This is a genomic window from Azotobacter beijerinckii (assembly GCF_900110885.1).
GTDB lineage: Bacteria > Pseudomonadota > Gammaproteobacteria > Pseudomonadales > Pseudomonadaceae > Azotobacter > Azotobacter beijerinckii.
In genome coordinates this window covers 1-15,483 of record NZ_FOFJ01000074.1, presented here as the reverse complement: position 1 = coordinate 15,483, position 15,483 = coordinate 1, and the positions used below count along the sequence as shown (strand labels likewise).

Annotated in this window: 13 protein-coding genes and 1 tRNA gene; all 14 read right to left on the bottom strand. The window is 60.3% G+C overall.

The genetic code is table 11. The annotated features are described in order from the left end of the window. Nucleotides 1-96 (bottom strand): GTP-binding protein (locus BMY22_RS20490; RefSeq protein WP_233432247.1); only part of this gene is annotated, 96 nt, incomplete at its 3' end. A gap of 30 nt (nt 97-126) precedes the next feature. Next, the gene (fusA, locus tag BMY22_RS20485) at nt 127-2,229 is read right to left on the bottom strand and encodes an elongation factor G (RefSeq protein WP_090625073.1); all 2,103 of its coding nucleotides are present in this window, start codon (nt 2,227-2,229) and stop codon (nt 127-129) included. 29 nt (nt 2,230-2,258) lie between these two features. Next, nucleotides 2,259-2,729, bottom strand: a complete 471-nt coding sequence (rpsG, locus tag BMY22_RS20480) for a 30S ribosomal protein S7 (RefSeq protein ID WP_012699299.1) — start codon at nt 2,727-2,729, stop codon at nt 2,259-2,261. A gap of 97 nt (nt 2,730-2,826) precedes the next feature. Next, nucleotides 2,827-3,198 carry a 30S ribosomal protein S12 gene (gene rpsL / locus BMY22_RS20475; protein WP_039806165.1) on the bottom strand — a complete coding sequence of 124 codons (372 nt, stop codon included), beginning with the start codon at nt 3,196-3,198 and terminating at the stop codon, nt 2,827-2,829. A 139-nt stretch (nt 3,199-3,337) separates the two neighbouring features. Then, on the bottom strand, nt 3,338-7,537 hold the full coding sequence (rpoC, locus tag BMY22_RS20470; protein ID WP_090625071.1) for a DNA-directed RNA polymerase subunit beta': 4,200 nt from the start codon (nt 7,535-7,537) through the stop codon (nt 3,338-3,340). Nucleotides 7,538-7,602: 65 nt separating this feature from the next. Further along, nucleotides 7,603-11,679 (bottom strand): DNA-directed RNA polymerase subunit beta, encoded by a 4,077-nt coding sequence (gene rpoB, locus BMY22_RS20465; RefSeq protein WP_090625070.1) that lies wholly within the window; start codon nt 11,677-11,679, stop codon nt 7,603-7,605. A gap of 213 nt (nt 11,680-11,892) precedes the next feature. Then, complete coding sequence (rplL, locus tag BMY22_RS20460; RefSeq protein WP_090625068.1) at nt 11,893-12,261, bottom strand: 50S ribosomal protein L7/L12; 369 nt, start codon at nt 12,259-12,261, stop codon at nt 11,893-11,895. An 81-nt stretch (nt 12,262-12,342) separates the two neighbouring features. Further along, on the bottom strand, nt 12,343-12,843 hold the full coding sequence (gene rplJ, locus BMY22_RS20455) for a 50S ribosomal protein L10 (protein WP_090625067.1): 501 nt from the start codon (nt 12,841-12,843) through the stop codon (nt 12,343-12,345). Nucleotides 12,844-13,040: 197 nt separating this feature from the next. Next, nucleotides 13,041-13,736 carry a 50S ribosomal protein L1 gene (gene rplA / locus BMY22_RS20450; RefSeq protein ID WP_090625065.1) on the bottom strand — a complete coding sequence of 232 codons (696 nt, stop codon included), beginning with the start codon at nt 13,734-13,736 and terminating at the stop codon, nt 13,041-13,043. Further along, nucleotides 13,737-14,168, bottom strand: a complete 432-nt coding sequence (rplK, locus tag BMY22_RS20445; RefSeq protein ID WP_090625064.1) for a 50S ribosomal protein L11 — start codon at nt 14,166-14,168, stop codon at nt 13,737-13,739. It abuts the gene before it with no gap. A 117-nt stretch (nt 14,169-14,285) separates the two neighbouring features. Then, the gene (gene nusG, locus BMY22_RS20440) at nt 14,286-14,819 is read right to left on the bottom strand and encodes a transcription termination/antitermination protein NusG (RefSeq protein ID WP_039806181.1); all 534 of its coding nucleotides are present in this window, start codon (nt 14,817-14,819) and stop codon (nt 14,286-14,288) included. Nucleotides 14,820-14,828: 9 nt separating this feature from the next. Continuing rightward, a complete protein-coding gene (gene secE, locus BMY22_RS20435; RefSeq protein ID WP_090625063.1) occupies nt 14,829-15,197 on the bottom strand; it encodes a preprotein translocase subunit SecE in 369 nt (122 codons plus the stop codon). A gap of 45 nt (nt 15,198-15,242) precedes the next feature. Continuing rightward, nucleotides 15,243-15,318: transfer RNA gene (locus BMY22_RS20430), tRNA-Trp, on the bottom strand. 54 nt (nt 15,319-15,372) lie between these two features. After that, a partial coding sequence (locus BMY22_RS20425) for an EF-Tu C-terminal domain-related protein (RefSeq protein WP_262926409.1) occupies nt 15,373-15,483 on the bottom strand: 111 nt, incomplete at its 5' end.

Sequence of the window (15,483 nt, the reverse complement as noted above, 5' to 3'; positions counted from 1 at the left end):
CAGCGCAGCAGTCAGAGTGGTCTTGCCATGGTCCACGTGACCGATGGTGCCAACGTTGACGTGCGGTTTGTTACGTTCGAATTTTTCCTTAGCCACGACAGTAAACCTCTTACTTAAAGGGCTGAATCAACCTTGTTTTTTGACGATAGCTTCGGCGATGTTGGCCGGAGCTTCGGAGTACTTCGAGAATTCCATGGAGTAGCTGGCGCGTCCCTGGGACATCGAACGTACATCGGTAGCGTAACCAAACATCTCGCCCAGCGGGACTTCGGCGCGGATGACCTTGCCGGAGACAGTGTCCTCCATACCTTGGATCAGACCACGGCGACGGTTCAGGTCACCCATGACGTCACCCATGTAGTCTTCCGGAGTGACCACCTCGACCTTCATGATCGGCTCGAGCAGCACCGCACCACCCTTCTGGGAGAGTTGCTTGGTCGCCATGGAGGCCGCGATCTTGAATGCCATTTCGTTGGAGTCAACGTCGTGGTAGGAGCCATCGAATACGGCGGCCTTCAGACCGAGCAGCGGATAACCCGCAACCACACCGTTCTTCATCTGCTCTTCGATACCCTTCTGGATCGCCGGGATGTATTCCTTCGGAATCACACCACCCACAACCTCGTTGGTGAAGAGCAATCCTTCCTGACCCTCGTCAGCCGGCTCGAAACGGATCCAGCAGTGACCGAACTGGCCACGACCACCGGACTGACGTACGAACTTGCCTTCGATCTCGCACTTGTTGCGAATGGTCTCGCGATAAGCCACCTGAGGCTTGCCAATGTTGGCCTCGACACCGAACTCGCGCTTCATGCGGTCGACCAGAATGTCCAGGTGCAACTCGCCCATACCGGAAATGATGGTCTGGCCACTTTCCTCGTCGGTCTTGACGCGGAAAGACGGGTCTTCCTGCGCCAGCTTGCCGAGAGCGATACCCATCTTTTCCTGGTCAGCCTTGGTCTTCGGCTCGACCGCCACGGAGATTACCGGCTCCGGGAAGTCCATACGTTCAAGGATGATCGGCTTCTCGATCGAGCACAGGGTGTCACCAGTGGTGACGTCCTTCATACCGATCAGTGCCGCGATGTCGCCGGCGCGTACTTCCTTGATCTCTTCGCGAGTGTTGGCATGCATTTGCACCATGCGCCCCACACGCTCTTTCTTGCCCTTGACCGAGTTGATAACCGAGTCGCCAGAGCTGAGAACACCCGAGTACACCCGAGCAAACGTCAAGGTACCCACAAACGGGTCGGTGGCGATTTTGAACGCCAGCGCCGAGAACGGCTCGCTATCATCGGCATGACGCTCGTCGACGATTTCCTCGTTATCCGGATGCACGCCCTTGATCGCGGGGATCTCGGTCGGAGCCGGAAGAAACTCGATAACGGCGTCGAGAACCAGCGGAACACCCTTGTTCTTGAAGGATGAGCCGCATACAGCCGGGACGATTTCGCAGGCGATGGTACGCTGACGCAGCCCAGCCTTGATCTCTTCGATCGACAGCTCGCCACCCTCAAGGTACTTGTTCATCAGCTCTTCGTTGGCTTCGGCAGCCGCCTCTACCATATTGGAGCGATACTCGTCGGCAAGCGCCTGCAACTCCGCCGGAATCTCTTCCTCGCGGTAGGTCATGCCCTGATCGTCTTCGTTCCAGTAGATCGCCTTCATCTTGAGAAGATCGATCTGGCCTTGGAAGTTCTCTTCCGCGCCGATGGCCAGTTGCACCGGGACCGGAGTGTGGCCCAGACGCTTCTTGATCTGCTCGACGACGCGCAGGAAGTTGGCACCCGCACGGTCCATCTTGTTCACATAGACGATACGCGGCACGCCGTACTTGTTGGCCTGGCGCCATACGGTCTCGGACTGCGGCTCAACACCGGAGGTACCACAGAATACCACCACAGCCCCGTCCAGCACGCGCAGCGAACGCTCCACCTCGATGGTGAAGTCCACGTGCCCAGGGGTATCGATGATGTTTACGCGATAGTTGTCGTACTGCTTGGTCGAGCCCTGCCAGAAGGCAGTGGTCGCAGCGGAGGTAATGGTGATACCGCGCTCCTGCTCCTGCACCATCCAGTCCATGGTGGCGGCGCCATCATGCACCTCGCCCATCTTGTGGTTGACGCCTGTGTAGAACAGGATCCGCTCCGTAGTCGTCGTCTTGCCTGCGTCCACGTGGGCGCAGATACCGATGTTACGGTAGCGATTGATCGGGGTTGTACGGGCCACAATGAGGTCCTCGTAGATGGAGGCTGAATTCAGAAACGATAGTGCGAGAACGCCTTGTTCGCCTCGGCCATGCGATGCACGTCTTCACGCTTCTTCACAGCAGCGCCCTTGCCCTCGGAGGCATCGAGCAACTCGCCAGCGAGACGCAGGGCCATGGATTTCTCGCCACGCTTGCGTGCTGAGTCCACCAGCCAGCGCATGGCCAGCGCATTGCGACGCGACGGACGAACCTCGACCGGAACCTGGTAAGTCGCACCACCCACGCGGCGGGACTTCACTTCGACCAGCGGAGCGATGGCGTCGAGTGCTTTTTCGAAGATTTCCAGGGGATCGCTGTTCTTGCGGGACTTGACGGTATCCAGCGCGCCGTAAACGATGCGCTCGGCAACCGCCTTCTTGCCGCTTTCCATCACGTGGTTCATGAACTTGGCAAGAATTTGGCTTCCATACTTCGGATCGTCCAGAATCTCGCGCTTGGCTGCTACACGACGTCTTGGCATTGATAAGCCCTCAAACGGTCTTCAGGTTAGCTCGGAACGGTAGCCATCCGGCCACGCCCGACCTTACTCTTATCGACTCGACAAATAGTAAATTGGATTACTTCGGACGCTTGGTGCCGTACTTGGAACGGCCCTGTTTGCGGTCTTTCACGCCAGTGGTGTCCAGCGAACCGCGCACGGTGTGGTAACGGACACCCGGAAGGTCCTTGACACGACCGCCACGGATCAGCACGACACTGTGCTCCTGCAGGTTGTGACCCTCACCGCCGATATAGGAGGTGACCTCGTAACCGTTGGTCAGGCGCACACGGCAGACCTTACGCAGTGCCGAGTTCGGTTTTTTCGGCGTGGTGGTGTACACGCGAGTGCACACGCCACGGCGCTGGGGGCAGTTCTGCAGCGCAGGCACGTCGCTCTTGTCGACGAGGCGCTTGCGCGGCTGACGCACCAGCTGGTTGATAGTTGCCATCTACTAGCTCCACTGTTGTCTTTCGACATAAACAAAATGGCAGAGCGATTCGCCCTGCCAAATTTAGGGTCCGTTAGTCTAAAGAGACTCCCAGACCCAGTCAAGGCAAGGCCCGGCCGCACCGCCGGGCGATCTGTGCTCAGTTGCCGCTGGTGTTGAGGGCCTCGGTCAGTGCCGCCTCGACCTCCTCCGCGCTCACCCGTACCGGCTTCTCGGCATCGCGCTTGCGCTTGCGCTCGCTGTGATAGGCCAGGCCGGTACCGGCGGGAATCAGCCGGCCCACCACGACGTTCTCCTTCAGGCCGCGCAGGTAATCGCGCTTGCCGGTGACCGCAGCCTCGGTGAGCACGCGGGTGGTTTCCTGGAAGGACGCAGCGGAGATGAACGACTCGGTCGACAGCGACGCCTTGGTGATACCCAGCAGGATACGCTCGTACTTCGCCGGGAACCGGTCCTCGGTCGCCAACTGCTCGTTCTCCTCGAGCACCTGGGTCAGTTCTACCTGATCGCCCTTGATGAAGCTCGAGTCGCCAGCCTCGGCGAGTTCCACCTTGCGCAGCATCTGCCGGAGGATGGTCTCGATGTGCTTGTCGTTAATCTTCACACCCTGCAGGCGGTACACGTCCTGGATCTCATTGACGATGTACTTGGCCAGCGCACTAACTCCCAGCAGGCGCAGAATGTCGTGCGGATTGCTCGGACCGTCGGAGATCACTTCGCCACGATTCACCTGTTCGCCTTCGAAGACGTTGAGGTGACGCCACTTCGGAATCAGCTCCTCGTACGGATCGCTGCCATCGTTCGGGGTGATGACCAAGCGGCGCTTGCCCTTGGTTTCCTTGCCGAAGCTGATGGTGCCGCTGATTTCCGCCAGGATCGACGGCTCCTTCGGACGCCGCGCCTCGAACAGGTCCGCCACCCGCGGCAGACCACCGGTGATGTCGCGGGTCTTCGAAGTTTCCTGCGGGATACGGGCGATCACGTCACCCACCCCTACTTCGGCGCCGTCAGCCACCCCCACCAGGGCGTTGGCCGGCAGGAAGTACTGGGCCGGCACATCGGTGCCCGGCAGCAGCAGCTCCTTACCATTGGCGTCGACCAGCTTCACAGCCGGGCGAATATCCTTGCCGGCGGCCGGGCGGTCCTTCGCATCCATCACCTCAATGTTGGTCAGACCGGTCAGCTCGTCAGTCTGGCGCTTGATGGTGATACCCTCCTCCATGCCGACGAAGGTCACAGTACCCTTCATCTCGGTCACGATCGGGTGGGTGTGCGGGTCCCACTTGGCAACGATGGCGCCCGGGTCGACCTTGTCGCCTTCCTTTACCGAAATCACCGCACCGTAAGGCAGCTTGTAGCGCTCACGCTCGCGACCGAAATCGTCGGCCACGGCCAGTTCGCCGGAGCGGGACACCGCCACCAGGTTGCCGTCGGCTCGCTCGACGTGCTTCAGGTTGTGCAAACGGATATTGCCGCCGTTCTTCACCTGAACGTTGTCCACCGCCGAGGTCCGGCTGGCCGCACCACCGATGTGGAAGGTCCGCATGGTCAGCTGGGTACCCGGCTCGCCGATCGACTGGGCAGCGATGACGCCGACTGCCTCGCCGATGTTGACCTGGTGCCCACGGGCCAGATCGCGGCCATAGCACTTGGCGCAGATACCGTAACGGGTTTCGCAGCTGATCGGCGAACGCACGACCACCTCGTCGATGGTGTTCAGTTCGATGAACTCGACCCACTTCTCGTCGATCAGGGTGCCGGCCGGGACAATAACCTCGTCGCTCCCGGGACGGAACACGTCCTTGGCGATGACCCGTCCGAGCACGCGCTCGCCGAGCGGCTCGACCACGTCGCCGCCCTCGATGTGCGGGGTCATCAACAGGCCCTGCTCGGTGCCGCAATCGACCTCGGTCACCACCAGATCCTGGGCCACGTCGACCAGACGACGGGTCAGGTAACCGGAGTTCGCGGTCTTCAGTGCGGTATCCGCCAGCCCCTTACGGGCGCCGTGAGTGGAGATGAAGTACTGTAGTACGTTCAAGCCTTCGCGGAAGTTGGCGGTGATCGGAGTCTCGATGATCGAGCCGTCGGGCTTGGCCATCAGGCCACGCATACCGGCCAACTGGCGGATCTGTGCTGCGGAACCCCGCGCACCGGAGTCCGCCATCATGTACATGGAGTTGAACGACTCTTGCTCGACTTCGTTGCCATTGCGGTCGATGACCTTCTCCTTCGAGAGGTTGGCCATCATCGCCTTGGACACTTCGTCGTTGGCCTTCGACCAGAGGTCGATCACCTTGTTGTACTTCTCGCCCTGGGTCACCAGGCCGGTGGCGTACTGGCTCTCGATTTCCTTCACTTCCTCGGTGGCGCCGTCGATGATCCGCGCCTTCTCCGCCGGAATGACGAAGTCGTTCACGCCGATGGAAACCCCCGACAGGGTCGAGAAAGCAAAACCGGTGTACATCAGTTGGTCGGCGAAGATGACGGTATCCTTCAGGCCTACCGTGCGATAGCAGTGGTTGATCAGCTTGGAGATCGCCTTCTTCTTCATCGACTGATTGACCACGTCGTACGACAGACCAGCCGGGACGACCTGGAACAACAGCGCACGACCGACGGTGGTGTCGACGATGCGGGTATTGCGAACCAAGCTGCCATCCTTCTGCTTGACGGTCTCGTTGATCCGCACCTTCACGCGAGCATGTAGCGACGCTTCGCCGCCACGGAACACCCGGTCGACTTCCTGCAGGTCGGCGAACACGCGACCCTCGCCCTTGGCATTCACCGCTTCGCGGGTCATGTAGTACAGACCCAGCACCACGTCCTGAGACGGCACGATGATCGGCTCACCGTTGGCCGGCGAGAGAATGTTGTTGGTCGACATCATCAGCGCACGGGCTTCCAGCTGGGCCTCAAGGGTCAGCGGGACGTGCACGGCCATCTGGTCGCCGTCGAAGTCGGCGTTGTAGGCAGCGCAAACCAGCGGATGCAGCTGGATCGCCTTACCTTCGATGAGTACCGGCTCGAACGCCTGGATACCCAGACGGTGCAAGGTCGGGGCACGGTTGAGCAGCACGGGATGTTCGCGGATGACTTCGGCGAGCACGTCCCAGACCTCGGGCAGCTCGCGCTCGACCATCTTCTTGGCCGCCTTGATGGTGGTGGCCATGCCGCGGGTTTCCAGCTTGCCGAAGATGAACGGCTTGAACAGCTCCAGCGCCATCTTCTTCGGCAGGCCGCACTGATGCAGGCGCAGGGTCGGGCCCACGGTGATCACCGAACGGCCGGAGTAGTCGACGCGCTTGCCGAGCAGGTTCTGGCGGAAACGGCCCTGCTTGCCCTTGATCATGTCGGCCAGGGACTTCAGCGGGCGCTTGTTGGAGCCGGTGATGGCACGGCCGCGGCGACCGTTGTCCAGCAGAGCATCGACCGCTTCCTGCAGCATGCGCTTCTCGTTGCGCACGATGATGTCCGGCGCAGCCAGGTCGAGCAGGCGCTTCAGACGGTTGTTGCGGTTGATCACCCGGCGGTACAGGTCGTTCAGGTCGGAGGTGGCGAAACGGCCACCGTCCAGCGGCACCAGCGGGCGCAGGTCTGGCGGCAACACCGGCAGCACGGTCAGCACCATCCACTCCGGCAAGTTGCCCGAGCCTTGGAAGGCTTCCATCAGCTTCAGCCGCTTGGACAGCTTCTTGATCTTGGTTTCCGAGTTGGTCTGCGGGATCTCCTCGCGCAGGCGGCCGATCTCGTGCTCCAGGTCGATCTGGTTGAGCAGTTCGCGAACCGCTTCGGCGCCCATGCGCGCATCGAAGTCGTCGCCGAACTCCTCGAGGGCCTCGAAGTACTGTTCATCATTGAGCAACTGGCCCTTCTCCAGGGTGGTCATGCCCGGATCGATCACCACGTAGCTCTCGAAATAGAGCACGCGCTCAATGTCGCGCAAGGTCATGTCCAGCAACAGGCCGATGCGGGACGGCAGCGACTTGAGGAACCAGATGTGGGCGACCGGCGAGGCCAGCTCGATGTGCGCCATGCGCTCGCGACGGACCTTGGCCAGGGCGACTTCCACCCCGCACTTCTCGCAGATCACGCCACGGTGCTTCAGGCGCTTGTACTTGCCGCACAGGCACTCGTAGTCCTTCACCGGGCCGAAGATCTTGGCGCAGAACAGGCCGTCGCGCTCCGGCTTGAAGGTACGGTAGTTGATGGTCTCCGGTTTTTTCACTTCACCGAAGGACCAGGAGCGGATCATCTCGGGCGAGGCCAGACCGATACGGATGGCATCGAACTCTTCGAGTTGACCCTGGTTTTTCAAAAGATTCAGCAAGTCTTTCAAGGCCTTTCCTCCTCACGGACCGGCGGCGGCCGGCTCACACCGGGCGCCGCATGAGCGGTGCGTGGTTATTCGGTTTCCAGTTCGATGTCGATACCGAGCGAGCGGATTTCCTTGATCAGCACGTTGAAGGACTCGGGCATGCCGGCCTCCATGCGGTGATCGCCGTCCACGATGTTCTTGTACATCTTGGTACGACCGTTCACGTCATCCGACTTCACGGTGAGCATTTCCTGCAGGGTATAGGCGGCGCCATAAGCCTCCAGCGCCCAGACCTCCATCTCCCCGAAACGCTGACCGCCGAACTGCGCCTTGCCACCCAGCGGCTGCTGGGTCACCAGGCTGTAGGAACCGGTGGAGCGTGCGTGCATCTTGTCGTCGACCAGGTGGTTCAGCTTGAGCATGTACATGTAACCGACGGTGGTCGGACGTTCGAACTGGTTGCCGGTCCGGCCATCGAACAGGCGCATCTGGCCGCTTTCCGGCAGATCAGCCAGCTTCAGCATGGCCTTGATCTCGGTTTCCTTGGCGCCGTCGAACACCGGGGTAGCCATCGGCACGCCGCCGCGCAGATTGCCCGCCAGGTCGAGGATCTCGGCATCGCTCAGGGAGTCCAGCTCTTCCTCCTTGCGCCCGCCGATCTCGTTGTACACCTCGGCAAGGAACTGGCGCAGTTCGGCGACCTTGCGCTGCTCCTCGAGCATCCGGTTGATCTTCTCGCCCAGCCCCTTAGCGGCCAGACCCAGGTGGGTTTCGAGGATCTGCCCGACGTTCATCCGCGAGGGTACGCCCAGCGGGTTGAGGACGATATCCACAGGAGTGCCGTTAGCATCGTGGGGCATGTCTTCGACCGGCATGATCACCGATACCACACCCTTGTTGCCGTGACGCCCAGCCATCTTGTCGCCCGGCTGGATACGGCGCTTGATAGCGAGATAGACCTTGACGATCTTTAGCACGCCCGGCGCCAGATCGTCGCCCTGCTGCAGTTTGCGCTTCTTATCCTCGAACTTGTCGTCGAGCAGCTGGCGGCGGTCGGACAGGTAGGCCTGGGCCTTTTCCAGCTGCTCGTTGAGTGCGTCGTCAGCCATGCGCAACTTGAACCACTGGCCATGTTCGAGCCCGTCGAGGACCTCGTCGCTGATTTCGGTGCCCTTCTTCAGACCGGCCCCGCCTTCGCACATGGCGCCGACCAGAGCAGCCCGCAGACGCTCGAAAGTCGCGCCCTCAACGATGCGGAACTCTTCGTTGAGATCCTTGCGGATCTCGTCCAACTGCATTTTCTCGATGGCCAGGGCGCGGGAGTCGCGCTCGACGCCGTCACGGGTAAACACCTGGACGTCGATCACCGTACCCTTGGTGCCGGTCGGCACGCGCAGGGAGGTGTCCTTCACGTCGCTAGCCTTCTCGCCGAAGATCGCCCGCAGCAGCTTCTCTTCCGGGGTCAGCTGGGTTTCGCCCTTCGGGGTGACCTTGCCGACCAGGATGTCGCCGGCCATGACCTCGGCACCGACGTAGACGATACCGGCCTCATCCAGTTTGTTCAGTGCAGCTTCACCGACGTTCGGGATGTCTGCGGTGATCTCTTCCGGGCCGAGCTTGGTATCGCGCGCCACACAGGTCAGTTCCTGGATGTGGATGGTAGTGAAGCGGTCCTCCTGGACCACGCGCTCGGACAGGCAGATGGAGTCCTCGAAGTTGAAGCCGTTCCAGGGCATGAACGCCACGCGCATGTTCTGCCCCAGGGCCAGCTCGCCCATGTCGGTGGACGGGCCGTCGGCCATGATGTCGCTGCGCGAGACCTTGTCGCCCTTGCTGACCAGCGGGCGCTGGTTGATGCAGGTGTTCTGGTTGGAGCGGGTATACTTGGTCAGGTTGTAGATGTCCACACCGGCTTCGCCGGTCTCGACCTCATCGTCGTTGACGCGTACCACGATGCGGCTGGCGTCGACCGAATCGATCACCCCGCCACGACGGGCCACCACGCAGACGCCCGAGTCGCGAGCCACGTTGCGCTCCATCCCGGTACCCACCAGCGGCTTGTCGGCACGCAGGGTCGGTACGGCCTGACGCTGCATGTTCGACCCCATGAGGGCACGGTTGGCGTCGTCGTGCTCGAGGAACGGAATCAGCGAGGCAGCAACGGACACCACCTGACGCGGCGAGACGTCCATCAGGGTGACGTCTTCCGGCGCCTTGACGGTGAACTCGTTCAGATGGCGGACGGCCACCAGCTCATCGATCAGCCGACCGCTCTCGTCCAGCGTCGCCGAAGCCTGGGCGATTACATGATCGGCCTCCTCGATGGCGGAAAGAAAGACGATCTGGTCGGTCACCTGCCCTTCCTTGACCACTCGGTACGGGCTTTCCAGAAAGCCATACTGGTTGGTACGGGCATAGGCCGCCAGGGAGTTGATCAGACCGATGTTCGGACCTTCGGGGGTTTCGATCGGGCACACGCGGCCATAGTGGGTCGGATGCACGTCGCGCACTTCGAAGCCAGCGCGCTCGCGGGTCAGACCGCCCGGGCCGAGGGCAGAAACACGGCGCTTGTGAGTAATCTCCGACAACGGGTTGTTCTGGTCCATGAACTGCGACAGCTGGCTGGAGCCGAAGAATTCCTTGACCGCGGCAGCCACCGGCTTGGCGTTGATCAGGTCCTGCGGCATCAGGCCTTCGCTCTCGGCCATCGACAGGCGTTCCTTGACCGCACGCTCGACGCGCACCAGGCCGACGCGGAACTGGTTCTCGGCCATCTCGCCGACGCAGCGTACGCGACGGTTGCCCAGGTGGTCGATGTCGTCGACGATGCCCTTGCCGTTGCGGATATCGACCAGGGTCTTCAGCACGTCGACGATGTCCTCGCGGCTGAGCACACCCGGGCCTTCGATTTCTTCGCGGCCGATACGGCGGTTGAATTTCATGCGACCGACGGCGGACAGGTCATAACGCTCGGCGCTGAAGAACAGGTTGTTGAACAGGGTTTCGGCGGCATCCTTAGTCGGCGGCTCGCCCGGGCGCATCATGCGGTAGATCTCGACCAGCGCTTCCAACTGGTTGGTGGTCGAGTCGATCTTCAGGGTATCGGAGATGAAAGGACCGCAGTCGATGTCGTTGGTGTAGAGGGTCTCGATGCGCACGACCTGGCCCTTGGCGATCTTCACCAGCAGCTCGGGGGTCAACTCGCAGTTGCACTCGGCGATGATCTCGCCGGTGGACGGGTGCACGATAGCCTTGGCCGTGGTGCGGCCGCTGACATATTCCAGCGGGACGTCCAGCTCCTTGATGCCGGCCTTTTCCAGCTGATTGATGTGACGGGCGGTGATGCGTCGCCCCTGTTCGACGATGACCTTGCCGGCGGCATCCTTGATGTCGAACGCGGCGATTTCGCCACGCAGGCGCTGCGGCACCAGCTCCAGGCTGAGGCCTTGAGGCGTCACATGGAATACGTTGGTGTCGTAGAAAATGTCCAGCACTTCTTCAGTAGTGTATCCCAGCGCACGCAACAGTACAGAGGCCGGCAGTTTGCGACGGCGGTCAATCCGGACGAACACGGCGTCCTTCGGGTCGAACTCGAAGTCGAGCCAGGAGCCACGGTAGGGAATAATGCGTGCGGAATAAAGCAGTTTACCGGAGCTGTGGGTCTTACCACGATCGTGATCGAAGAACACCCCGGGGGAACGGTGCAGCTGGGAAACGATTACGCGCTCGGTGCCGTTGACGATGAAGGTGCCGTTCTCGGTCATCAGGGGGATTTCCCCCATATAGACTTCCTGCTCCTTGATGTCCTTGATCGCCTTGTTCGAGGACTCCTTGTCGAAAATGATCAGGCGCACCTTCACGCGCAGCGGTACCGCGAAGGTCACGCCTCGCAGCACGCACTCCTTGACGTCGAAGGCCGGCTCGCCCAGACGGTAGCCAACGTATTCCAGTGCAGCATTGCCGGAATAGCTGATGATCGGGAAAACGGACTTGAAGGCTGCATGCAAGCCAACGTCGCGGAGCCTGTCCTTGCTCGCACCGGCCTGCAGGAATTCGCGATAGGAATCCAACTGGATAGCCAGGAGATAAGGCACATCCATGACGTCCGGCAACTTGCTAAAGTCCTTGCGGATACGTTTTTTCTCAGTGTATGAGTAAGCCATCAGCGTTCCCCAGCTTGGTCACCTGCTTGTTTGGCCCCTCCGAAGGGAGCAGCCAGAAATCGTGCAGGCTCATTGCCTGCGCCACCTCTGAGGTGGTTGGTCATGGGTAGCGGCAGACAGGCAAGCCACCCATAACGGAAAAAGGCCGGTGGCTCCAGCCACCAGCCATCAGCCTTGCGCGAAACGCGCAGGCCGTAGACGCAAGGTCGTCGCTTACTTGAGCTCGACTTTCGCGCCGGCTTCTTCCAGGGCTTTCTTGGCGGCCTCGGCCTCTTCCTTGGAAACGCCTTCCTTGACCACGCCCGGGGCGCCGTCGACGACTGCCTTGGCTTCTTTCAGGCCCAGGGCGGTCAGTTCACGGACGACCTTGATCACGTTCACCTTCTTGTCACCGGCCTCGGTCAGGACGATGGTGAACTCGGTCTGCTCTTCAGCAACCGGGGCAGCAGCAGCCGGGCCGGCAGCCATGGCAGCAGCAGCAGTCACACCGAACTTCTCTTCCATCGCCTTGATCAGTTCGACGATCTGCATGACGGACATTTCGGAAACGGCGTTGATGATGTCTTCGTTGGTCAGAGCCATGACTCTAATTCCTGTTATGGATAGATAGCCTTCTCGTGGCCATCAAAATTGAATATAAAATTGAAAAACGCTGGATGCCGATCAGGCAGCCACGCCTTCTTTCTGGTCGCGAATTGCCGCCAGGGTACGAGCCAGCTTGCTGGTAGCGCCCTGAATCACGCTCATCAGTTGTGCAACGGCTTCGTTGTAGGTCGGCAGAGTAGCCAGCACGTCGATCTGGTTGGCTGCGAGGAACTGCCCCTCAAATGCAGCGGCCTTGATCTCGAACTTGTCCTGACCCTTAGCAAACTCTTTGAAAATACGAGCTGCAGCGCCCGGATGTTCGGTGGAGAAAGCGATCAGGGTCGGGCCTTTGAACGCGTCGTTGAGGATCTCGAACTGAGTGCCAGCAACAGCGCGGCGGGCCAGGGTGTTACGCACAACTCGCACGTACACACCAGCCTCGCGGGCCTCTTTACGGAGTCCGGTCATAGCGCCGACGGTCACGCCGCGGGCATCAGCCACGACAGCGGACAGGGCAGCTTTGGCAGCCTCGTTGACTTCAGCGACGATGGCTTTCTTGTCTTCGAGTTTGATTGCCACGGGTTTACTCCTGGATGTTACCGTTTCGTCCAGCAGAGCCGGACGGCGCTTTGGTGTCTGATTCGGTACGAATCGGGAGCACCATCTGCGTAGGCTTGGGGTTTAAGGCTTGCGCCGCCTACGGTCTTGGACAGCCCCCGCCAGGCAGGGACCCCAATAGTCGATGTGACGGACTCGCGCCCGCCACACTCCATTCTTTAGGCTTCCAGGGAAGCCTGGTCGATAACCAGCCCCGGCCCCATGGTCGTACTGAGCGTCACACGCTTGACGTAGACGCCTTTGGAAGTGGACGGCTTCAGGCGCTTCAGATCGCTCAGCAGGGCTTCGACGTTCTGCCGCAGCTTGATCGGCTCGAAATCGACCTTGCCCACGGATGCGTGAATGATACCGTTCTTGTCAGTACGGAAACGTACCTGACCAGCCTTCGCGTTCTTCACGGCAGTGGCTACGTCAGGGGTCACAGTCCCCACCTTCGGGTTCGGCATCAGGCCGCGCGGACCGAGGATTTGACCCAACTGGCCAACGACGCGCATTGCATCCGGGGAGGCGATGACCACGTCATAACTCAGATCGCCAGCCTTCATCTCGGCAGCCAGCTCGTCCATACCAACCTTATCGGCACCAGCAGCCAAGGCAGCCTCGACAGCGGGCCCCTGAGTGAACACAGCAACGCGTACGCTCTTGCCGGTACCATTCGGCAGCACGGTAGCACCGCGCACGACCTGATCGGATTTACGCGGATCAACGCCCAGATTGATGGCGATGTCGACAGATTCTTTGAACTTGATGGTGGACAGCTCTGCCAGCAGAGAAGCGGCTTCTTCGAAACCGTATTGCTTGCCTGCCTCTACCTTTGCAGCGATCGCCTTCTGGCGCTTGGTCAGCTTAGCCATTTACACACCCTCCACGTTCAGGCCCATGCTGCGCGCGGAACCGGCGATGGTACGCACAGCGGCTTCCAGGTCAGCAGCGGTCAGATCGGCCTTCTTGGCTTTGGCGATCTCCTCCAGCTGGGCACGATTAACGGTACCGACCTTCTGGGTGTTCGGGCGAGAGGAGCCACTGGTGATGCCGGCCGCCTTCTTCAGCAGGACGGATGCCGGGGTGCTCTTGGTCTCGAAGGTAAAGCTGCGGTCACTGTAGACAGTGATGATCACCGGAGTCGGCAGGCCGATTTCCATGCCCTGGGTCCTGGCATTGAATGCCTTGCAGAACTCCATGATATTCACGCCGTGCTGGCCCAAGGCCGGACCGACCGGCGGCGACGGGTTGGCCTGACCTGCCTTCACTTGCAGCTTGATATAAGCCTGAATCTTCTTAGCCATGCAAAACTCCAGTTACGGGTTCGAACGCCCTGAGGCTCCCCTGTTGCTTTCGCGATTGCCCCAGTGACGACAAAACCCCGCAGCCTGCGACTGCGGGGTGTAGGGCGATTCCATCAGCTACGCCTTTTCGACTTGGCTGAACTCCAGCTCCACGGGCGTGGAGCGACCGAAAATGAGCACCGCCACTTGGATGCGGCTCTTTTCGTAATTGACCTCTTCCACAACTCCATTGAAGTCGGCAAAAGGACCATCAATAACGCGAACTACTTCGCCCGGCTCAAACAGAGTCTTCGGCTTAGGCCGGTCACCGCTGTCGGCTACTCGACGCAGAATGGCCTCGGCTTCTTTGTCGGTGATCGGAGCAGGCTTGTCAGCAGTACCACCAATGAAGCCCATGACACGAGGAGTGTCTTTGATCAAGTGCCATGTTGCCTCGTTCATCTCCATCTGTACTAGCACGTACCCCGGAAAGAACTTTCGCTCACTTTTCCGCTTTTGGCCGTTTCGCATCTCCACCACTTCTTCGGTGGGAACCAAAATCTCGCCAAACTGATCTTCCATCCCAGCAAGCTTGACTCGTTCAATTAGCGAGCGCATCACATGCTTTTCGTAGCCCGAATAGGCGTGAACGACGTACCAACGCTTAGCCACGATGCACCCTTAACCAACGATCATGGAGACCAGCCAGCCGAGCAGAGAATCGAGCCCCCACAACAGCAGCGCCATCACCAGAACAACAGCGACCACGATCAGCGTGGTCTGCATTGTCTCTTGACGGGTCGGCCAGACAACCTTGCGAATTTCGGCACGCGCCTCCTTCACCAAAGCGAAAAAAGCCTGCCCCTTGCCGGTCTGCAACGCGACGAAAGCCGCGACAAAGGCCAAAACCAACAATGCAACGACGCGATACAGAATCGACTCGCTGGAGTATAGCTGATTGCCAACCACACCCACCGCAACCAAGGCCGCCACCACGAGCCACTTTACCAGATCAAAGCGAGACTCTTTAGCTTCAGCCTTGGCATTCATCCGAGATGATCCTATGAAATAAAAGCCAGAAACCACTCTGGAATCTGGCAGGCCAGGAGGGAATCGAACCCCCAACCTGCGGTTTTGGAGACCGCCGCTCTGCCAATTGAGCTACTGGCCTACAACCCTTAAGAGGTCAACTATTATGCCGACCCTGAATAAAAACATCAAGAACTTACTCGATGATTTTTGCAACCACGCCGGCGCCAACGGTACGACCGCCTTCGCGAATAGCGAAGCGCAGACCGTCTTCCATGGCGATCGGAGCGATCAGGGTGACGACCAT